The sequence below is a fragment of the Candidatus Cloacimonadota bacterium genome, assembly GCA_016932035.1.
Taxonomy (GTDB): Bacteria; Cloacimonadota; Cloacimonadia; order JGIOTU-2; family JGIOTU-2; genus Celaenobacter.
Map to the genome: position 1 here is coordinate 1 of JAFGDR010000008.1, position 21031 is coordinate 21031.

Consider the following 21031-nt stretch of genomic DNA (forward strand, 5'->3'; position numbering starts at 1 on the left):
AAAAAATGAAGTTAGTTTGAACTTTTATTAATTCTCGGTCTCAATAAATTTTTTATCTGTATGTTCAGAAGTAGGAATGCGAATTCTATGCCCTCTTCGGTCAAGTTCAATTTCTTCATGCTTAGGACCGATGTTATCTTCAGGATCTTCAGGATTAATATAGAGTGAGTTGACCAGTTCGTCATAAAATGACTGCATTGCTTCTTCATATAGGGCATCCTTTTCTGAAGTTGGAATAATTAAAGAATCGAATGCGGAGAGTGATGAGATAAAAAATGTACTAAGAACAAAAACTAATATACCTGTTACATATGCTTTCTTTTTCATATTTTTCTTTAGAAGAATTTATTTTTATGAATATATCGTCAAGAGAATTTTCCTTGTCAATAAAAAATAAAAAAAAACGGATTTTTGGATAAAAACCATATAAGTTACAAAATCGTTAACTATAGGAAAAATTTATTCCTCAACTAAAGCAATATCTTCTGCGTTAACCTCAACTGCAACTGCTTGTCTTATTAAATCTATATTGAGAACTAATTTATATGTTCCCCTTTTATAGGAAATCTTACCGATGTAATTTTTGAAAGGTCCCCGAACAATCCGTACTTTTCTTCCACGAGTAAGATATTTATGCGGAACAAGTTTTACTCCCTCATTTCGCACATTATGTATTTGTTTCAATTCACGGATGAGCAATTCCTGGTCTGGTGCAGGTATGAACGAACAGAGTAATCCTGTTCGATAAAGGTTGGTTTTTTGATCATGAGAACAATTACAAAAAATATAACTTGAGAATAATGGTTTAGTGAAAGTGATTACTCGATTCTGATAATATCGCACACTATCCTGCAAGGGTAGATAATATGAAATCCCATAGTCTATACAACTTGCAGCTACTTTCTTCTCATGCCGAGGTTTTGTATACACTGCATACCATACGCTCTCCTCGGTGAGTTTCAATTCGCCATATAACTCGCGAGTATCATTTTTATTACATGTCATATTAGATTATCCAGCATTTAAGAATGAGAACTTTTTCCGCTTGTTTTTCTGTCAATAATTGCCTGATAATTTCATTAAAATACGGCATGACCAATTCTTTGATCATGCCGCTTCTGTGACAATACGTGATTCTTTATCTTCTAAAGTTTCTTCGATTATCTCTTTTAGGTCGTGCTTCATCGATTTTCAGGGATCGACCTTTAAGATCTTTTCCGTTCAAATCATTCATTGCATTTTCAGCTTCAGATGATTCTGACATCTCAACGAATCCAAACCCTTTTCCGTCAATGACAGTAACCTCAACCACTTCACCAAACTCAGAAAACATTTCTGAAAGTTCGTCTTTTGTGACTGAATAATCAAGATTACCTACATAGAGTTTCTTGCCTTGCATTCTTTCTATTCTCCTATGTTATTTGTTCTCATATTAAATCATGAAGAATAGATGATACAAAGATCTACTTTCACTATTATAATATGTTGAACGTATCGTATTTTTACGATTAAGACATTCATAATTTTCCTAATAATAAAGTCAAGAAGTGTAAAAATATTATTACAAAATGGCGGAGAGAGTGGGATTCGAACCCACGGTCCGCCTTGCGACGGACAACGGTTTTCGAGACCGCCCCGATCGACCGCTCCGGCATCTCTCCATTAAAAAAATGGCGGAGAGGGCGGGATTCGAACCCGCGGTAGACTTGTGATCTACACACGCTTTCCAAGCGTGCTCCTTAAGCCGGCTCGGACACCTCTCCGTTGTTCTTTGTTCGTTTCTGTTGAAAAAATCTACTTAATATCTCCCCACACTTATCAGCTAAAATCCCACTCGTAACTTCGGGATTATGGTTCAACCGCGTATCATAAAGAATATTATATAAAGAACCGCATGCGCCATTTTTTTCATCGAATGCACCAAAAACTACTCTATCGATACGTGAAAGAACAAGTGCTCCAGCGCACATTGTGCAGGGTTCGAGGGTTACATACAGCGTGCATCCCTGTAGCCACTTACCAAAAACTCTTTGAGCACTTTCGATAGCACATTTTTCTGCATGAGCAAGTCCATCTTGCAGATGTTCGGTCGAATTATGTGCTCTGGCTATGATTTGACCATCTTTAACGATCACAGCACCAACAGGAATTTCATTCTCACGATATGCCTTTATCGCTTCTTCGAGGGCAACCCTCATCCAGTCTTCATCACTATGTGCTTTCATCGAATGTGCTTGTTTATTTTGAGGTGGTTTTCATTGTCAATTTTTCCTCATTCACACCAAAAACCCAACAAGCGAATAAAGATATTGACCAATTTTAAACTCATTTTCCAAACTAACAAAAACTTTTTCAAAAGGATGTTCAATGTCATCTGTATTTAACTGGCTCACCACCTCATTTGAATTCATCATGACTGCGATCCGTAACCTGGTGAGTCACCACATCCTTTTTGCAATCGGCATCGTTCTCATCGTTGGTTACCTTCTTGGAAAATTAGCCGATAGGCTCAAACTCCCCGTTGTTACAGGATACATTATTGCTGGTATTCTCCTTGGAGAATCAATTGGGAATGTGATCGAACTGAAAATGGTTCACGCATTGCGTCCCATAACAGAGATCGCACTCGGACTTATCGCTATAGCGATCGGAGGTGAATTCTCACGATCTAAACTAAAATCAATCGGCAAAGAAGTGATCATCCTGACCTTTTTCCAGATAGGACTCACTTTTGCACTCGTTTCCGGTGCATTAATGCTTTTTGGTTTTAAATATGAGTTCTCACTTCTCCTTGGTGCAATTGCAACTGCTACCGCACCGGCTGCAACCGTAGCGATCGTGCAGGCACTGCGTGTAAGAGGAAAATTCATTGATTATCTCTATGGACTTGTTGCGCTCGATGATGCTGGTTCGGTTATTCTTTTTGGACTTGTATTTGCCTTTGTTGGTCTGACATTACCGAATATCAGTGGTATAAAAAACAATCCGATGATAATGATATTCACTGCACTTGGTGAGATATTCCTCTCGATAATTATTGGTATCGTTGTTGGATTTATCCTTCATAAGACAACACATAAAAAACAAAATAAAAGCGAGATCATGATTATTGCACTGGGTATCATTTTTATTGTGATCAGCCTCGCCCATCCGCTTCATATTTCTCCTTTGATAACAAACATTATTATCGGAGCGACACTTGTAAATCTCTCACCAAAAAATCAAAGAATATCCAGGATACTCGAAGGATTGACCCCGCCGATCTATGCTTTATTTTTTGCAATCGCAGGTACTGAACTCCAGCTTGGTATTTTTACCCAACCGGGTATTCTTATTCTTGGGGTTATCTTTGTAATTGCACGTATGATAGGGAAATATTTTGGTGTGTATCTCGGTGCCATGACCTCTCATTCTGATGAACCGACAAAGAAGTATCTCGGTATATGCATGTTCCCGCAAGCCGGTGTCGCTATCGGTCTTGTTCTCATGATCCAAGCTTCTCCAATCATAGCAAATGCAACCTTTGAGATGCAGCACCTGGCCATCAATATGGTCAATATCGTTATTTTCTCGGTGTTCATAAACGAACTTATCGGACCTGTGCTTTCAAGATGGGCAATCATAAAAGGCACAGGTATAAAGTTATAGTGTGAGGTAAAAAATGTTTTTACTAAGTAAATTATGCAGAGAAAGTTGTGCAACCTCTTTTTATACGAAAAACAAGGAGGAGGTATTGCGCGAACTCGTTGTTCTCGTTAAGAAATGCCCGAAACTAAAAGATATTGATTCGGCAAAAATATATACAGCATTGAAAGCGAGGGAGAAGCTTGGAAGCACAGGATTGGGCGGCGGTATTGCCATTCCACATGCTAAGATCGAAGGACTTGATGACTTTGTCCTTGCACTTGCCACATCCAAGAAGGGTGTTCCTTTTGAAGCAATTGATAACAGGAAAGTGCATATATTTTTTGTGCTGCTCGGTCCATCAAATTCACCCAATGAACATCTTAAAATGCTCTCGGCAATTTCGCGAATGCTCAGAGATGAAGATGTGAAAAATGAACTTATCGCAGCCCGTTCCGGAGAATCCATCTATGAAACGATCGCTATGTACAGCGGTGAAGAAGCTAGAAAGGACCTTCCCCAAGAAAAAAAGAAGCTTCTCATGATCATTCTTTACGAACAGAAATTTCTTGAAGATATCATGGAACTCTTTCTTGAACTCGGCGTGAAAGGTTCAACGGTGATCGATTCACAGGGCATGGGTGGAATTCTCACAAAAGTCCCGCTCTTTGCCGATTTTATAAATTTCCTTGGTGAAAATAAAAATTACAGTAAGACCATCTTTGCAATTATCAGCGAATCTGAGCTTCACACGATCATACGCAGTGTAGAAAATCTGCTTGGAGACCTTGATAAACGCGGAGGGGCATCCATCATTGCGCTTGACATTCATTTCGTCAAAGGCACGATGGAATATATGTAAAAAAAAAATAGGAGCGTCATGAAAAAATTATTTCTTATTGCAACCTTAATACTCATACTACAACCCTTGCAAGCAGATCCACCTGCAACATACGATCTTCGCGATGTGAATGGGCAAAACTATGTGACTACTGTAAAAAACCAGACCGGCGGCACGTGCTGGACACATGGTGCAATGGCATCCATCGAAGGAAATCTTTTGATAACAGGCATCTGGGCTGCACACGGTGAAGTGGGAGAACCGAATCTTGCAGAATATCATCTCGACTGGTGGAATGGATTTAATCAGTTCAATAATGATGACCTTATCCCACCATCCGGAAGTGGATTGGAAGTGCATCAGGGTGGTGACTATCGAGTGACAGCAGCGTACCTTTCACGCGGTGAAGGGGCAGTGCGTGATATCGACGGTCAATCCTATTCAACTGCACCGTCGCGCTCCGAACCAAGTTACCACTTCTACTACGTAAATGATATCGAATGGTATGTTGCGGGAAGCGATTTGAGTAATATCAATACGATAAAAAATAAAGTGATGGAATATGGGGTCATGGGCACCTGTTTATGTTATGACTCACAATTCATAAGCAGTTATATACATTATCAACCTCCAACATCCTCTCTCGATCCGAATCATGCAGTTGCTATTGTCGGCTGGGATGATAACAAAGTAACGCAAGCTCCTCTTCCAGGTGCATGGCTGATAAAGAATAGCTGGGGTGCAAGCTGGGGACTCAGCGGCTACTTCTGGATATCCTATTATGATAAACATTGCGGACAAAATCCCGAAATGGGCGCAGTCTCACTGTACAATGCCGTACTTCAGCCATATAATAGAATTTATTATCATGACTATCACGGATGGAGAGATACGCTCACACAGTACAATCAAGCATTTAATAAATTCATAGCGCAAGATGACGAAGTACTCAAAGCTGTTTCCTTTTTCACCGCAACCGATGATGTCGATTATACGATAAAAATCTATGATGATTTTCAGAGTGGAATCCTCCAAAACGAACTCACATCTCAAATAGGAAATATCGAATATACCGGCTTTCATACTATCACATTAGACACACCAGTCATGCTCGAAGATGCTGATGATTTCTATGTTTATATCATGTTTTCAGACGGCGGACATGCTATCGACAGAACGTCAGAAGTTCCGGTTCTTCTCGGAGCAGATTACCGAACAATTGTTGAATCCTCTGCAAATCCCGATGAAAGCTATTATCATGATGGATTCAGCTGGCAGGATCTTTATAATTACAATTTTACGAATCCTTCATGGGATGAGACAGCAAACTTCTGTATTAAAGCGCTGACAAAATCGAGAGGTATAAAAGTAATTCCCGAAGAATCATTCGACTCATCAGGTCCGGAAGGCGGTCCCTTCTCCCCTGTTGAAAAAACATATTCTATAATAAATAATGAAGCCACAACGATCTCTATCGAAGTTACTCACGATCTCTCATGTGACTGGATAACACTTTCGGGGGACATCTTCTGCATAGTTGCCCCAGGTGATACCGCAGAAATAACAGTTCAGATTAACACTAATGCAAACATGCTTCCGAGCGGTGTTCATTCAAAGGCACTATACTTCACGAATCTGTCTAATCATTATGGTGATACAGAGCTCGAAGTGAAACTCGCAGTCGGTGAACCAACGCTCCGATACAGCTGGTATATGGACCTTGATCCGAATTGGAACATGGAAAATCAGTGGGCATTCGGACAGCCAACTGGCGGCGGTGGTCAATATGGAGGACCCGATCCGACAGCAGGATATACCGGCAATTATGTGATGGGTTATAACCTCTCCGGAGACTATCCAAATAATCTCCCGGAAACAAATCTAACAACTACTGCAATTAATTGTTCGGACATGTATGGTGTGACATTGAAGTTCTGGCGATGGCTCGGCGTCGAACAGCCGCAGTATGATCATGCATACGTGCGTATCAGTAATGATGGAATGAACTGGTATACGATCTGGGAAAATGAGGAAACGATCGAGGATGAAGCTTGGTCACAGATGGAGTTCGATATCTCCGAATATGCAGATGACCAACCAACAGTATATCTCCGCTGGGTTATGGGTCAAACAGATGGCGGTTGGCGCTACTGCGGATGGAATATCGATGATATCGAGATATATGCGTATGATGAAGTATTTTCCCCAATAGAACTTTCATCCTTCGAAGCTGCATATGCTGACTCAACAGGATCGGTTCATCTAACATGGGTCACACTCAGTGAAACCGATATTGTTGGCTATAATTTGTATAGATCAGTTACAGATGATTTTGCTACTGCTTACCAAATAAATACTTCCATAATTCCCGGTCATGCACCAACGACTAATCCTCATATATATGATTTCAATGATGAAACTGCAAGTATAACTACCCTATATTATTACTGGTTGCAAGCGCTTGGTTTCGGAGGATACAACGAAATCTACGGCTCATTCATCTATGAACCAAATGTCAGTAACGATAACGAACCGGAACAGCAATATCTGAGTATGAAAAACTTCCCAAATCCCTTTTCCGGTTCAACAGAAATATCCTTTGCGCTCGCAAGAACGGAAAAAGTTCAGCTTCAAGTTTATAATCTCAAAGGACAGCTTGTTGACATAATACTTGACGAAATCAAACCAGCTGGTAATCACACATGTGTCTGGAATGCAGAGAATTCTACATCAGGCATCTATTTCATAAAGCTCTCTTCAAAAGAAGTGTCAAAGGTTCAAAAAGTAATTCTGATAAAATAAAAAAATTGCCCTCGGGCAAAAGGGGTAACATGAACGTTAAGAAAACAAAAGGTGGTCTTGCTTTAATTATTTTCTGTGCACTTGTTATAACAATTTCTACCACCACTCTTTGTGCAGAAAATGAAATCGTAACTAAAATTACACGTGTCGATACCACACAAACATTGCAGAGTTTTGATCATATCGGCGAATTCCACACGATCGACTTTGTCGGTGATTATCAATATCTCCTCGATATTGTGAACAATTGGTTTGCAGACGGAAAAAATCAAAATACCAACAATTATTTCTGCAGTCTCTTCTCTGCACTCGGTAATGTAGATGAACTCCTCATGGGCAGGAATTTCGATAATCCCTATTGTGATATTCTCGTCGGTCGATATAATCCGCCTGATGGCTATTCAAATATTGCTCTTAACCGTTTGGCAGACATCGGGCTTCCTGCTGGAACGAATTTTCAAAATCTTTCATACAACCAAAGCCTGAGGTTGCTCTTTTCTCCCTATTTTGCTGCAGATGGCGTGAATGAAGCTGGTCTCGCCATTGGTATAGCATACGTGCCGGGTGTTCAAATCCAGGTTGATCCAACCAAGGAAAGTGTATGGGTAACTCGTGTTATTAGAGAAGTGCTAGACTATGCAAGTACGGTCGATGAGGCACTGGCAATCGCAAACAGCTATAATGTCTTTGATACCGGAACAAATAATGACATCCTTTCACACCACTACATCGTAACCGATGCAAGCGAAGCATCATATATCCTCGAATATGTTGTCGACCAGTTCGTAGCGATCGTGCCGACAGTGGATTGGCAGGTACTGACGAACTCACACATCTATAACATCCCGCTATACCAGCTTTTAAATGGATGTTGGAGATACAATATCCTGTATACATCTCTTCAAAATTACGGTGGATGTGTTGATTTTCGTGAAGGTTTTGAATTGCTTTCCAATGTTTCATGGGGTAATCAAACAAACGGAACTCAGTGGTCAACAATGTACGATATCAATAATTGTGGGACATTCATCTCAACATATCGAGATTTTGAAAATCTTGTGTATGTCGACGTTGCAAATTTCGAATTTCTCAACTACAGCGGATATGATATTTTGAACTTCTCGTATCAAGACGATAATGCTAATTACATAATCGAATCCGAAGAATCAGCAGAATTCTATCTCATGTTCGAACCTGCCTTTACAAGTACTGGCGTAACCGGTATTCTGCATACAGATGATCCCGATGTTGACATTCTTAATGATGAAGTCGATTTTGGAACGGTCAACGCAGGTAATTTCGGATATAATGGTGGTGATCCTTTTATTATCCAGGCAGTGACTGACATGACACCGCACACCGTTGATTTTTCAATAACACTTGTAACAGATTATGATTTCGAATACGTATATGACTTCTCTGTATTCATTGGTTCAGGAAACTTACTGCTGGTAAATGATGATCCCGAAAACAACTACTCCTCATTCTATCAGGACGCACTCACTGAGCATAGCAGGACAGGTCATGAGTGGGATACATCCTTTCTTGGAGAAATTCCTATCGCTCTTTGTGATGCCTACGGATCACTCATCTGGTTCACCGGAGATGCTAGCGAAGATATACTGAGTCCGGTTGAAAAAATGCTGCTCAAAGATTTTATGGATTCAGGTGGAAATGTATTTCTCACCGGGCAGGATGTGTGTGAGTGCATCAATGGCACTGACCTCTTTTCTGATTATTTTCATGCCCAGCTCGAACTCGAAGCATGGCCATTTTATGACGTTTCCGGATTGGATGCCGATCCGGTCGGTGACGGAATAACATTCTCTATTTCAGGAGGTAATGGCGCGAATAATCAGATTACACAAAGTGCAATTTGTGCTGACGCACAAGCAGTAACCTGTTTGACATATGATGGATGTCCGGTCAGTTGCGGTGTTCGATATGATGGATTATATAAGAGTGTACTCATGAGTTTTGGCTTTGAGGGTATTTCAACCCTTGCAGACAGAGCAGAAGTAATGAATAGGATCATGGAATACTTTGAAGTTCCCGTCAGCAATGATCCTCAGAATCCTGAACAGGATATAGTTTCTCTTTCACCTGCTTTCCCCAATCCCTTCTCATCCTTAACAAATATCTCTTTTTCTCTCCCCCATCCCGAAAAAGTGAAAATTCAGATATATAACTTAAAAGGACAGCTTGTCGAAACACTCCTCGATAAACAAAAACCTGCAGGAAATCATACAATGGAATGGAATGCGGAGCAAATGAGTTCAGGGATATATTTTATAAAATTAATAACAGAAGATAAACATATCATACAAAAGGTGGTTGTGATAAAATAACATCTGCACCATTACGGAGGTCTGCGACCATCCGTAAGGTTTTTAACCTTCGCAATGGTTAAGGAACGAAACCTTGCGAATGGTTATCCGATATATCATTTTGATATACAATATATCAATCAAAATAGGTAAAACACATAAATCCTACAATTTGATTTTCTGTAAATTTAAGCTAACTTACACTATGCATGTAGATTATAGAATTTGCGGAAATTTTTGGCACAGAACTTGTAAAGTATAAAAGGAAAAAGTACATAGAGGTGTTCACATGAAGCATAGTTCAATTATTTTAATATGGAAACATAGAAAAAAGCTATATAACCTCCCTAAGAAATAACATAGCTTCACATAGGGAAGCACCTCTTCCTCTCAAACGGAAGAGTCCCCCGCTTCCCTCCCTTTTTCAAAAAATTCGTATTAACGAAAGGAGAAACAAGATGAAAAAGTTAAGTGTTATCCTGGTTGTATTGCTCCTTGGAGCAACAACCATACTCAATGCAGACCATCCATTTACGTATATGGTTGATGGATGGGGACAAGAAGATGTTGACATCAACATTGACCTATCTGAACTCAAGGACCTCAAGAAATTGCAGGAAGAACAAATCAAGAAATCAATCCAGATCTCAATGGGAGATTATAGTGAAGATTCACCACTTCTTGGTGTTTACCTTGCAGATTTGACATTCAAAGAAGCCTATGAAATGCACTATGATTATAATTATGGTGTTCTTCTTTCTGGTGTTGTTCCGGGTGGAGCAGCTCAACAAGCAGGTTTGATGAAAGGTGACATAATTATGGAATTCGCCGGTCAAAAACCACGCTATGAAGCTCAGCTTTCAACAATGATCAAGAGCCAAAAAGTCGGCGATGCAGTTGATATTGTCTTTTTCAGAAATGAACAAATTTATGAGACTGTTGCAGTTCTTCAATCACGTCAAAAACCTAAAGTTGATGAAACAACAGGCCAGATGATTATACCCCAAAAGCCAAAATTGGATGCAGGTGGAGGCGGTGGCAGCTGGATACCTATGTGGTTCGTTGACAAAAATAAATTTGAAGACGTAAACAAAATCATCAAAGCATTCGGTTTTGCACCTCTTCGAGAAGACGGCATGTTCCTGAATGGCTTTGGTGGTAAGGGTAATATTGGCAAGAATTGGTTCCTTGGCGGCTTGGGTGAGTGGTATGATATCGACAGAAAGATGATCGATACTACTGGTGTAAAACGCATGAAATATAGTCTTGGATTTGGTGGTGTTACACTTGATAAGCGCTTAATGCTCAGCAAGAACCTTGCTACATCCCTTGGCTTTATGCTTGGCTGGGGAGGTCATACACTCGAACTTTCTCATGTTGGTGATAACTATGATTGGAACCAGCTGAACACTCAACTTGCAAGTTCTAATAATAACTATGTAAAACTTGAGAAAAATTACATTCTGTTCCAACCAAAATTTGAAGTACTATATCGCTTAACAGACTGGCTTGGTATTCGTGCAGCAGTTGGATATATGCTCAGCTACTCATACCATAGCGGCTGGAATGCAAATATCTGCGATGACATCTTTGAAGTGAAGAATTCACCTGAAACCAAACTTGATGGCCTAACGATCAGCGTTGGTCCATGGTTCGGATTCTAAAAGGTTTATATAAAGCCCCGCCATTATCGACGGGGCTTTTTTAAGGAGTCATTCATGAAAATAATTAAGCTACTCATCGTACTTATACTCATTCCTCTGCTATTCGCATCCTGTGAGATCCGCTTCGATGGCGATAAAATACGCGTGAAAGGCATTACACTTGAACATTCTCGAGTTATCACGCTTACAGATAGTAAAACATATGATACATTCACTGTTGAAGCTCACTCGGGAAATATTTCTCTTAAAGGCGATTCATCCTATCAATTAGAAGTAAAAGTATGGGAACGATATGAGAATGATGTAATGTTGTCATTAGAAAATGGTAAACTAGTTGGCGAAACAGCTTCAGGAAAACCATTTGCCATTGCATCGATCGAAGGAATCATACCTTCAAAATCTTCTATTGATATAGAAACAGGTGCTGGAAATATCCTGATTGATAACATCGAAGGAAAAGCCTTTGAGGTAGAATCCGGTGCAGGAAATCTGAATTTCAGTAATTGCACGTATCCGTTTATGGAGTTCTCAACGGGTGCCGGGAATATAATGGTTACCAACGCTGAAACCGATGCAATAGAAATGAATACAGGTGCTGGAAATATCCTTATTAAATCCCTTATCACAGAAAGACTTGATTGCAATACAGGAGTAGGTAATATTGATGTATATAACTCAACGGCAAAAGTGGCAGAGTGCAACTCAGGTATTGGAAATATATCCGTATCAGAATCTCAATTTGAAAAACATGACCTTAATACAGGCATTGGCAAGATTAACTATCGTAATAATGGGAGTTCTGTCGAACTATAAACATAGCAATTGAAAGAGGATAGGTTCCAACCAAACTTATCCTCTTTTTTTATTATAAACTTGCCATAATTTTATGAATAGCCAGGAATGTAAACACGTAATGTCAGGAGTATACTAATGCTCGGATCTTTATCGAAAAAAATAACATCTTTAGTCATAGCCGCCAGCTCATTGTTCTCTTCGCACCTAACCCCTATATTCGAAAACTGCACCTATCGCCTGCAGGATGATGTGTTGATATTCACAGGACAATTATCCAATTGCTATAATAAAGATATTGAACAGATCATGCAGTCCGGGCAAAGAATTTTGTTGGAATTTACCTACAGGATACATGAGCAGGGTAACAATATCCCGCTTCATGTCAACTCAGAAACACATGTCATCACCTATGATGTTGTGGACAGGGTTTATACTATTGATTTTACTGAAAATGGGGAAAGTACCATTTATCTTGATTTCCTGGAAGCAAAAAGACATTTCGTCCGGCTTGAAGAGTTAGCTATCCAGCATATTGATTTTTTTGAAGAGGGAAGAAGGTACTTTTTTGAGATCACTGCTACTCTAAAACCGGTGTATCTTGAGGAAATGGAAAATAATATCGAGTTGATGAAATACTGGAATAATTCACCTCCCTCATATTCTTCACCATCCTTTTCCCTACGCGAACTCGAATCATGAAACTTCCTTCTTTTAAAATACAGATCATTGTTATCATGTTCATCCTTCTGGTGCTGTCCGGGCTTTTCACCAGATATTTTTTCATGACTCAATTCAATGACTATTCTAAGGATATCACCTCACTCAAACTGTATGATCAAGTACATAATCTATACAGCAATCATAAAGATAGTATAGACAAAGAAGAAGTCTCCAAGATCCTAACTGATATTAACAAAATCGAGCTAACAACCTATCTTTTCCAAAAGGATATGACCCTTTATTCTACCCTGTATGTTGTTATATCAGGACTCGTCGTACTTATTATTATGCTCATTGTGCTTACGCTTATTACCAGACCGCTCAACCGGCTGCAGACAGGAACTAAAAAGATCGCTGGTGGAGATTTGAAAGTAAGAGTTCGTGAATCTCGTTTTTCTCCTATTAATGGACTGATCGTTTCCTTTAACAACATGGTGGAAGAACTCGAGAGTAATAGAGATAAATTAGTCCAGGCGGAAAAAGATATGATGTGGCGTGAAATGGCTCAGGTTATGGCGCATGAAATCAAAAATCCACTTACCCCGCTTCGGCTTTCTGCCGAACGAATGGAGATGAAATATTGGGGAAAAAGTGAGAACTTTGATAAAATTTTCCAAGATTCGATGGAAGTTATCAATGAGGAAATTAACAATCTTCAGCACCTTGTGAAGGAATTCTCGCGGTTTGCCCGAATGCCCTCCGCAAATTTCGAACATTACGACATCAATGAGCAGATACGCGACATCATCGCACCCTATCGCACAAAAGCAGATATCACACTCTCCCTCGATCCGGAGCTCCCTGAATTCTATGGAGATAGAATGCAGATGAAGCAGGTTTTTGTGAATCTAATCCAGAATGCGATCCAGGCATCTTCCTCTCGAAGTATTATCGAAATATCTTCAAGGACTGATGGTGCTTTATTCATATTTTCCATCAAAGATTCAGGTGAAGGTATTTCTCCAGAGGATATGGAACGTATCTTCCGCCCCTATTATACGACAAAGGAAAAAGGAACAGGACTGGGGCTTTCAATTGTGAAGAGGATGATAACCCAGCATCAGGGCACGATTGAGGTTGACAGCAAAAAGGGTGAAGGTACAACATTTACAATAAGAATTCAGATACAAAAGAAACATAAAGAAGCAGAAAATGAAGATTTTAGTTATTGACGACGAAAAAAATATTCGACGCACACTGACGGATATTCTTGAAGATGAGGGCTATACTGTCCTCGATGCTGTATCGGGGGAAGAGGGATTGCAGGTTCTTGCCCGGGAAAACATCGATCTCCTTCTTCTCGACGTGAAACTCTCAGGTATGGACGGCATTGAAGTGCTGAAAAAAGTACGTAAGGATTTCCCCTCTCTCGACGTGATCATGATTTCAGGTCACAGTACGATCAAAACTGCAGTTCAAGCAGTACAGATGGGTGCTTATAACTTCCTCGAAAAACCGCTTTCTCTGCATAAAATTATTGTATCAGCTCGTAATATCGCTGACAAGATCAAACTCTACAAGAAATATAATGAAGAACAAAAGGATATTGAATCCCATTATAAGATGATCGGCATCTCACCTGAATTTGAAAGAGTGAGAAGTCTTATAGAGAAGGTCAGCAAGACGGACAGTAAAGTCTTGATACGTGGTGAAAGCGGAACAGGTAAAGAGCTGGTTGCCTATGCAATTCATAATAAAAGCGAGCGTAAGAATGGACCGTTCGTAAAATTTAACTCAGCTGCTATTCCAAACGAACTGGTCGAGAGTGAACTTTTCGGTCATGAGAAAGGTGCCTTCACCGGCGCTGAGGATAAGAAACTCGGAAAGCTTGAAGTTGCACATGAAGGAACCCTTTTCCTCGATGAGATCGGAGACATGAACCTGAATGCACAGGCAAAAATGCTTCGTGTGATCCAGGAAGGAAAATTCGAGCGCATCGGGTCTAACAACATCATCGATATCGATGTACGTATCCTTGCTGCAACAAACAAAAACCTCGAGCAAATGGTGCAGGATGGTACGTTCCGGGAAGACCTTTTCTACCGACTCAATGTGATCCCCATCATCATCCCGCCGCTGCGGGAAAGAATATCGGACATCCCCGTTCTCCTTGAGTATTATCTTGATTACTATGCAGTTGAACTAAAAGATCATCCAAAGAAATTTTCATCGCAGGCGATGCGGCTTCTGCAAAGTTATCCATTCCCGGGAAATATCAGGGAATTGAAAAATCTTATTGAGCGACTGTATATTATTTCACCAGAAAAAATTATTACCGAATCAGATGTCGCACCCCAGATAAAAATGCTTCCTGCAAAGGCAAAAGCAGAGACGCATCTTTTTGAAATCAATAATTTTACAGACGCCAAAAAACAGTTTGAAATAGATTATTTGAAAGAACAGCTTGACAAATATAATTGGAATATAAGTCTTACGGCTGAAAATATCGGTCTTCAGCAATCAAATCTTTCACGTAAATTGAAGGATCTCGGGATCGATAAAGATTAGAGGCTATGTAGGACTATGTATGAATTTTGAGATATTGAAGCTTATCTTTCTATCGATAGCTGGTTACCTGATCGGCTCTCTCTCTTTTAGCGTGATCGTCACGAAATTAGTTGCAGGACGGGATATTCGAAATATCGATTTTAAAAATGCGGGTGCATACAATGTTTTCAAGAACATCGGCAGCGGCTGGGGATGTGTCGTCGCTGTACTGGATGGTCTCAAGGGATTTTTCCTTATCTGTATTGGTTTTCTTCTTAAAATGGATGTCCCCCACATCATAATTGCTGCATCCTTTGTGATAATCGGGCACTGTTTCCCTGTGTATTATCATTTCTATGGCGGTCGAGGTGGAGCTCCGGTCATTGGTATTTTACTTCCATTTCTGCCCATCGAGCTCGCAATCTGGTTCATACCTGCTATCCTGCTCGGATTATTCATCAAACGGCTTGGATTCTTTCCTGTTTTCTGGCTCTTTTTCGTTTTGATGACCATGCTGATCTTTAACTGGTCGAATCAAACACCTGCTGCAGTTAACGCACTGCTCTATGTTATGCTCCTGACCGGTGTGCTGAATACTGTTATTATCCTCTCCCGCAGAGATGCCAGAGTCGTAGAAGAATAACATTATGCTAAGCATTCACCTTCGATTCTACGAAGAGCTGAATGATTTTCTCCCTGAAGAAAAAAGAAAAGTTAGATTTATTCACACAATTCCTATTCGAACCTCTATAGAAGACCTTATCGAATCGTTCAATATACCCCATACTCAGGTTAGTATGATACTTGTGAATGATGAACAAAAAGATTTCTCCTATCTTATTGATGATAATGATCGAATAAGTGTGTATCCTTTCTTTCATTCTTTTAATGTAACGTCTGTAACCCGCATTCCTCATAACGTTCCTAAGAAAATTCGCTTCATCGCAGATCAGCATCTTGGAAATCTTGCCCGGCATCTCAGATTGTGTGGCATCGATACAGAATTCAATGAAGGTTTTCACGGACATGAGCTTGTTGAAATTGCAAATAAAGGTGACAGGATTCTCCTTACAAAAAGTCATAACATCCTTAAAAGGAATGACCTCAAATTTGGTTATTTTGTTTATGCTTCTGATCTAGAAGAACAACTCGATGAGGTTATTCTACAATATAATTTGAAAGATGGTATTGTACTTTTCTCGCGATGCATTGAATGTAATACTCTTCTTATACCTATTGATAAATCTGTAATCGAGGATCGGCTTCCTGAAAAGGTAAGAAAGCTGCATGATAATTTTACCTATTGCAAAAAATGTGATAAAATCTACTGGCAGGGCTCTCACTATCAGAAAATGAAACAGAAGATTAATACTATATTATAAACCACGAAAAACATAAAATAAAACAAAGAAAGTTTTTAGGGAGGTAAAATGCAAAATGCAAGTAATTTGAATATTGGAGTGGTTCTAAGTGGATCGGGATGGAAGGATGGGTCGGAGATCCATGAAGCAGTATGCACACTGCTGGCTCTTGATAAAGCACATGCCGGAATTATCATAATGGCTCCGGATAAGGAACAACTTGATGTTGTTAATCATTGGACCAATCAACAAGTAAAGAATGAAGAAAGAAATGTCATTATTGAATCTGCTCGAATTGCACGTGGTAATATCCGAACAATTAAAGATTTTAGTGCAGGTGAACTGGATGGGTTGATCTTACCCGGGGGTATCGGTGCAATGAAAAATCTGTGTAACTTTGCAGTAAAAGGGATGAACATGGAAGTTGATCGTGATCTTGAAAAACTCCTCATAGAGATGCATTCTCAGAAGAAACCTCTCGGTTTTATGTGTATTGCACCAATAATCGCTGCAAAAGTGTTCGCTCAAGAGCATCCTACGTTAACTATTGGAAATGATTCCGGTACTGCAAGCAAGATCGAAGCCTTTGGAGCAAAACACGTGGATTGTCCTGTAGATGATATTGTGTTCGATGATAATACACTTATTGTAACGACTCCAGCATACATGTTAGGTCCAAGTATTTCGTATATTGCAGTCGGTATAGAAAAATTGGTTAACAAAGTTCTCGAACTTGCAGATTCAAGGAATGGATAATATGCAGATCACAATAAACAAAACAGCTGTAACGATACTTCAGGGAGATATTACGGTTCAGGATACGCAGGCAATTGTTAATGCAGCGAACTCTTCACTTATGGGTGGCGGAGGTGTGGATGGTGCAATTCACCGAGCCGGCGGATACGAAATACTAGAACACTGCAAACGAATTCGCAAAGAGCGTGGCAAACTACCACCAGGCAATGCAGTTATCACAACTGCAGGTAATTTGCCTGCGGAATTCGTGATACACACTGTCGGTCCAATATGGAGAGGTGGAACAAACAAAGAGTCAGAAGTTCTAAGAAATTGCTACCGGAATGTACTCTCACTCGCTCAAAAAGAGTATATCAAAAGCATTTCATTTTCTTCGATCAGCACGGGCATCTATGGTTATCCAATCGAAAAAGCGAGTAAGATCGCATTAACCACCGTAATCGAATACATTGAGAAACACGGTTATTTTAAAGAGATACGATTTGTGCTTTTCTCAGACAATGACCTTAAAATATATCAAGAAACCATAAATAAATTGACATCCTGAACCATTCATTGTGTGGTAAATTTAATTAAACAAAGGAGTATACATGTATAAAAAAAATATGAAAAAAATCGTGAATTTATTCATTGCCGGTGTAATGATCATAAGCCTGTTCGCCTGCAGCAATGCCTATAAAAAACTGATCCCCTACACTTTTAATGACAAGACCGTGGCAGCAGTGATCACTTCAACGCCGTGGGGTAATGTTTCAACAAACAGCTATTTTACGATATCAACCGGAACCAGTAAAAAATCCAGTTCGGAAGACATATTAAGCACGGTTCTGAATGTGGCAACAACTGTGATAAATAGTGTTGAAGCAAGTAAAGCCCAGGCAAAAATGGATAGTGCCATGAAGCATGTCGATGTGTCAAAGATCATCAAAACTCAAACCCTGAATCAAGGTTCAGCTATTCTTCATTTTAATCCAATCGATGATACCCATACTGCAGACTTTCTTTTCAGCATCACAATAAACAGCTATGGTATCAGCGCTAATTCATGGGCATCTTCTGTAAACTTCAATATGGATGTAACTCTCAAGATCTATGACAACCATACCTCTGAATTGATCTGGAAAACAGGAGTTTCCGAGTCGGATCCTGTTTCATCTGCCTTCTTCTTTGGCAACACTGCCGCAGGAAATGTACTTACTGCATTGCAACTTTCTCAACTGAGTCAGGATCAGATGAAAGCAGGTTTCCAGCATATGGCTGAATATGCCGCAAATAAACTTGTCGAAAAATTGCAAAAGGACTATTCAAAATCCCGAAACCAATAATAGATAATATTAATAGAAAGAAGCCCACAGATTATACTATGGGCTTTTTTTGTTATAATTAATTAGTTCAACGATTTTGTAGCGAACAGATCGATGATCGTATTAAAGGTGATGCTTGGACGCATTGCCTTGGCAGCTTTCAATTCGTCCGGTTTATAATATCCACCAAGATCGACCGGTTTACCCTGAACTTCGGAAAGTTCCTTTAAAATCTGTTCTTTATTTTTTTTTAGATGCTTATACAATTTCAGGAAACTGTGCTGCATTCTTTTATCCTTTTCCTGATTTGCCAGAGCTTCTGCCCAATAATAAGTCAGATAGAAATGACTTCCACGATTATCCAATTCCTTAACTTTGCGAGAAGGTGACTTTCTATTTTCCAGGAATTTCTCAGTTGCCTGATCCAGTGTCTCGGCTAGAACTTTAGCTTTCTCGTTTTTAGTTTTATCGCTCAAATGTTCAAGTGAAGCAGCCAGAGCCAGGAATTCTCCTAAAGAATCCCAACGCAGATGTCCTTCTTTAGTAAACTGTTGCACGTGTTTGGGTGCAGATCCACCTGCACCGGTTTCAAACAACCCGCCACCCTGCATCAGAGGTACGATTGAGAGCATTTTGGCACTTGTTCCCACTTCCAGGATCGGGAAAAGGTCTGTCAGATAATCTCGTAATACGTTACCGGTTACAGAGATGGTATCCTTTCCTTCTTTCATTCTTTCCAAGGAAAAACGGGTTGCTTCGATGGGCGTCATGATGCGAATATCCAGACCTTCAGTATCGTGCTTCTTCAAATACTTTTCTACTTTTTTGATCAGTTCACGATCGTGAGCACGGAATTGATTTAACCAGAAAACTGCCGGAGCACCGGTTTTACGAGCTCTATCTACAGCCAGTTTTACCCAGTCCTGAATTGGCAGATCTTTAACCTGGCACATACGCCAGATATCATCTTTTTCCACTTCATGAACCAACAATGTTTGTCCATTTTCAGCTGTAACCACAATTTTCCCATTACCAGGACACAGGAATGTTTTGTCGTGAGAACCATATTCCTCAGCTTTTTGAGCCATCAAACCTACGTTTGGAATATTTCCCATCGTTTGAGGATCGAGTTCACCATGCTTTTTACTGAACTCGATAACTTCTTTATACACACCAGCATAACTGCTGTCTGGAATCACAAACATGGTATCATGCAGTTCACCGTCCGGTCCCCACATTCTGCCGGAATTTCTAATTGCTGCTGGCATAGAAGCATCGATGATAACATCACTGGGAACGTGCAGATTAGTGATACCTTTATCGGAATCAACCATCGCCAATTTAGGACGTTTTTTGTAAACGGCTTCGATATCTTTTTCTATCTCTTTTCTTTTATCTTCAGGAAGTGTATCGATCTTATGATAGAGATCACCAAGACCATTGCTGGGAACAACACCCAATTCTTCAAATATTTTGGCATGCTTTTCAAAAACATCTTTGAAGAATACAGAGACCACATGACCGAAAATGATCGGATCGGATACTTTCATCATTGTTGCTTTCAAATGCACGGAGAAAAGCACATCTTCTTTTTTAGCTTCTTCGATTAGACCTTCTAAGAATTCACGCAGAGCTTTGTTGCTCATTACTGTTCCGTCGATGATCTCACCTTTAACAAGGTTTAATTTGTCTTTGAGAACGTTTACTTCACCTTGCGGATTGATGAATTCAATTCTGCAGTTTCCAGCAGTTTCTTTGGTTATTGTGCGGGATTTTTCGTTGGAAGCCAGGTCTCCACTGCTCATATGAGATACGTGAGATTTGGAATCGGGAGACCATTTTCCCATGGAATGGGGATTTTTCTTGGCGTAATTTTTTACTGGAGGAGGAACACGTCGATCGGAGTTACCTTCTCTGAGTACAGGATTCACCGCACTTCCTTTGATCTTATCAAAGGTTGCTTTTATCTTCTTTTCTTCTTCTGTCTTCGGTTCTTCAGGATAGTCAGGAATAGCATATCCTTTTTGCTGAAGTTCTTTAATAGCGGCTTTCATCTGTGGAATGGATGCGCTGATGCAGGGAAGCTTAATGACATTTGCTTCCGGTTTTTTTACCAGCTCACCAAGCTCTTCCAGATCGTTCGTTACACGTTGTTCTGCTGTAAGATATTCCGAAAAGTTAGCAATAATTCGACCTGCCAGAGAAATATCTCTGGTTTCCACTCTTACGCCAGCTACATCGGCAAAAGCTTTGATTGTGGGCAACAAAGAATAGGTAGCCAAAGCAGGAGCTTCATCTACTTTAGTATAAATTATTTTATCTGTTTCTTGTGGAGTAGTCATTTTTTCTC

The 21031-nt window shown here is 39.9% G+C and carries 19 protein-coding genes and 2 tRNA genes; 14 read left to right on the forward strand and 7 right to left on the reverse strand.

Annotated features, from left to right (window positions below):
• Positions 1-27: 27 nt before the first annotated feature.
• The 6 genes from JW794_00800 to JW794_00825 form a co-directional block, all read right to left on the reverse strand.
• The gene (locus JW794_00800; GenBank protein MBN2016667.1) at positions 28-327 is read right to left on the reverse strand and encodes a hypothetical protein; all 300 of its coding nucleotides are present in this window, start codon (positions 325-327) and stop codon (positions 28-30) included.
• A gap of 132 nt (positions 328-459) precedes the next feature.
• On the reverse strand, positions 460-1005 hold the full coding sequence (locus JW794_00805; protein MBN2016668.1) for a hypothetical protein: 546 nt from the start codon (positions 1003-1005) through the stop codon (positions 460-462).
• Positions 1006-1138: 133 nt separating this feature from the next.
• The gene (locus JW794_00810; GenBank protein ID MBN2016669.1) at positions 1139-1399 is read right to left on the reverse strand and encodes an RNA-binding protein; all 261 of its coding nucleotides are present in this window, start codon (positions 1397-1399) and stop codon (positions 1139-1141) included.
• Positions 1400-1569: 170 nt separating this feature from the next.
• A tRNA-Ser gene (locus JW794_00815) sits at positions 1570-1661 on the reverse strand.
• A gap of 10 nt (positions 1662-1671) precedes the next feature.
• Positions 1672-1763 (reverse strand) — tRNA-Ser (locus JW794_00820).
• Positions 1740-2225, reverse strand: coding sequence for a nucleoside deaminase (locus tag JW794_00825; protein ID MBN2016670.1), 486 nt, complete (start codon positions 2223-2225; stop codon positions 1740-1742). Before JW794_00825 ends, JW794_00820 begins: the two co-directional genes overlap by 24 nt.
• Before the next feature lie 142 nt (positions 2226-2367).
• Here JW794_00825 and JW794_00830 point away from each other — a divergent pair, with 142 nt between their 5' ends.
• The 14 genes from JW794_00830 to JW794_00895 all read left to right on the forward strand — a co-directional run bounded on the left by JW794_00830 (position 2368) and on the right by JW794_00895 (position 18702).
• The gene (locus JW794_00830; protein MBN2016671.1) at positions 2368-3648 is read left to right on the forward strand and encodes a cation:proton antiporter; all 1281 of its coding nucleotides are present in this window, start codon (positions 2368-2370) and stop codon (positions 3646-3648) included.
• An 85-nt stretch (positions 3649-3733) separates the two neighbouring features.
• Complete coding sequence (locus JW794_00835; GenBank protein ID MBN2016672.1) at positions 3734-4486, forward strand: PTS sugar transporter subunit IIA; 753 nt, start codon at positions 3734-3736, stop codon at positions 4484-4486.
• Positions 4487-4504: 18 nt separating this feature from the next.
• Entirely contained in the window at positions 4505-7267 is a 2763-nt protein-coding gene (locus tag JW794_00840; GenBank protein MBN2016673.1) for a T9SS type A sorting domain-containing protein, read from the forward strand.
• Positions 7268-7296: 29 nt separating this feature from the next.
• Positions 7297-9615 (forward strand): T9SS type A sorting domain-containing protein, encoded by a 2319-nt coding sequence (locus JW794_00845; protein ID MBN2016674.1) that lies wholly within the window; start codon positions 7297-7299, stop codon positions 9613-9615.
• A 437-nt stretch (positions 9616-10052) separates the two neighbouring features.
• A complete protein-coding gene (locus tag JW794_00850) occupies positions 10053-11258 on the forward strand; it encodes a PDZ domain-containing protein (GenBank protein ID MBN2016675.1) in 1206 nt (401 codons plus the stop codon).
• A gap of 54 nt (positions 11259-11312) precedes the next feature.
• On the forward strand, positions 11313-12071 hold the full coding sequence (locus JW794_00855) for a DUF4097 family beta strand repeat protein (GenBank protein MBN2016676.1): 759 nt from the start codon (positions 11313-11315) through the stop codon (positions 12069-12071).
• Positions 12072-12188: 117 nt separating this feature from the next.
• A complete protein-coding gene (locus JW794_00860; protein ID MBN2016677.1) occupies positions 12189-12752 on the forward strand; it encodes a hypothetical protein in 564 nt (187 codons plus the stop codon).
• An 83-nt stretch (positions 12753-12835) separates the two neighbouring features.
• Entirely contained in the window at positions 12836-13945 is a 1110-nt protein-coding gene (locus JW794_00865; GenBank protein ID MBN2016678.1) for a GHKL domain-containing protein, read from the forward strand.
• Positions 13926-15281, forward strand: coding sequence for a sigma-54-dependent Fis family transcriptional regulator (locus tag JW794_00870; protein ID MBN2016679.1), 1356 nt, complete (start codon positions 13926-13928; stop codon positions 15279-15281). Before JW794_00865 ends, JW794_00870 begins: the two co-directional genes overlap by 20 nt.
• Before the next feature lie 19 nt (positions 15282-15300).
• Positions 15301-15903, forward strand: a complete 603-nt coding sequence (locus JW794_00875) for a glycerol-3-phosphate acyltransferase (GenBank protein ID MBN2016680.1) — start codon at positions 15301-15303, stop codon at positions 15901-15903.
• A gap of 4 nt (positions 15904-15907) precedes the next feature.
• A complete protein-coding gene (locus JW794_00880) occupies positions 15908-16642 on the forward strand; it encodes a Mut7-C ubiquitin/RNAse domain-containing protein (GenBank protein ID MBN2016681.1) in 735 nt (244 codons plus the stop codon).
• Positions 16643-16690: 48 nt separating this feature from the next.
• Entirely contained in the window at positions 16691-17377 is a 687-nt protein-coding gene (gene elbB, locus JW794_00885; GenBank protein ID MBN2016682.1) for an isoprenoid biosynthesis glyoxalase ElbB, read from the forward strand.
• A gap of 1 nt (position 17378) precedes the next feature.
• Positions 17379-17924 (forward strand): O-acetyl-ADP-ribose deacetylase, encoded by a 546-nt coding sequence (locus JW794_00890; protein ID MBN2016683.1) that lies wholly within the window; start codon positions 17379-17381, stop codon positions 17922-17924.
• Positions 17925-17967: 43 nt separating this feature from the next.
• Positions 17968-18702 (forward strand): hypothetical protein, encoded by a 735-nt coding sequence (locus tag JW794_00895; GenBank protein MBN2016684.1) that lies wholly within the window; start codon positions 17968-17970, stop codon positions 18700-18702.
• A 62-nt stretch (positions 18703-18764) separates the two neighbouring features.
• Here JW794_00895 and JW794_00900 read toward each other — a convergent pair whose 3' ends face one another.
• Positions 18765-21023 carry an NADP-dependent isocitrate dehydrogenase gene (locus JW794_00900; protein ID MBN2016685.1) on the reverse strand — a complete coding sequence of 753 codons (2259 nt, stop codon included), beginning with the start codon at positions 21021-21023 and terminating at the stop codon, positions 18765-18767.
• Positions 21024-21031: the final 8 nt, after the last annotated feature.

Coding starts and splice junctions, on each gene's coding strand:
- JW794_00865 (MBN2016678.1), top strand. CDS start 12,836: ATGACTCAATTCAATGACTATTCTAAGGATATCACCTCACTCAAACTG.
- JW794_00825 (MBN2016670.1), bottom strand. CDS start 2,225: ATGAAAGCACATAGTGATGAAGACTGGATGAGGGTTGCCCTCGAAGAA.
- JW794_00890 (MBN2016683.1), top strand. CDS start 17,379: ATGCAGATCACAATAAACAAAACAGCTGTAACGATACTTCAGGGAGAT.
- JW794_00850 (MBN2016675.1), top strand. CDS start 10,053: ATGAAAAAGTTAAGTGTTATCCTGGTTGTATTGCTCCTTGGAGCAACA.
- JW794_00800 (MBN2016667.1), bottom strand. CDS start 327: ATGAAAAAGAAAGCATATGTAACAGGTATATTAGTTTTTGTTCTTAGT.
- JW794_00860 (MBN2016677.1), top strand. CDS start 12,189: ATGCTCGGATCTTTATCGAAAAAAATAACATCTTTAGTCATAGCCGCC.
- JW794_00840 (MBN2016673.1), top strand. CDS start 4,505: ATGAAAAAATTATTTCTTATTGCAACCTTAATACTCATACTACAACCC.
- JW794_00875 (MBN2016680.1), top strand. CDS start 15,301: ATGAATTTTGAGATATTGAAGCTTATCTTTCTATCGATAGCTGGTTAC.
- JW794_00810 (MBN2016669.1), bottom strand. CDS start 1,399: ATGCAAGGCAAGAAACTCTATGTAGGTAATCTTGATTATTCAGTCACA.
- JW794_00855 (MBN2016676.1), top strand. CDS start 11,313: ATGAAAATAATTAAGCTACTCATCGTACTTATACTCATTCCTCTGCTA.
- JW794_00895 (MBN2016684.1), top strand. CDS start 17,968: ATGTATAAAAAAAATATGAAAAAAATCGTGAATTTATTCATTGCCGGT.
- JW794_00880 (MBN2016681.1), top strand. CDS start 15,908: ATGCTAAGCATTCACCTTCGATTCTACGAAGAGCTGAATGATTTTCTC.
- JW794_00900 (MBN2016685.1), bottom strand. CDS start 21,023: ATGACTACTCCACAAGAAACAGATAAAATAATTTATACTAAAGTAGAT.
- JW794_00870 (MBN2016679.1), top strand. CDS start 13,926: ATGAAGATTTTAGTTATTGACGACGAAAAAAATATTCGACGCACACTG.
- JW794_00805 (MBN2016668.1), bottom strand. CDS start 1,005: ATGACATGTAATAAAAATGATACTCGCGAGTTATATGGCGAATTGAAA.
- elbB (MBN2016682.1), top strand. CDS start 16,691: ATGCAAAATGCAAGTAATTTGAATATTGGAGTGGTTCTAAGTGGATCG.
- JW794_00830 (MBN2016671.1), top strand. CDS start 2,368: ATGTCATCTGTATTTAACTGGCTCACCACCTCATTTGAATTCATCATG.
- JW794_00845 (MBN2016674.1), top strand. CDS start 7,297: ATGAACGTTAAGAAAACAAAAGGTGGTCTTGCTTTAATTATTTTCTGT.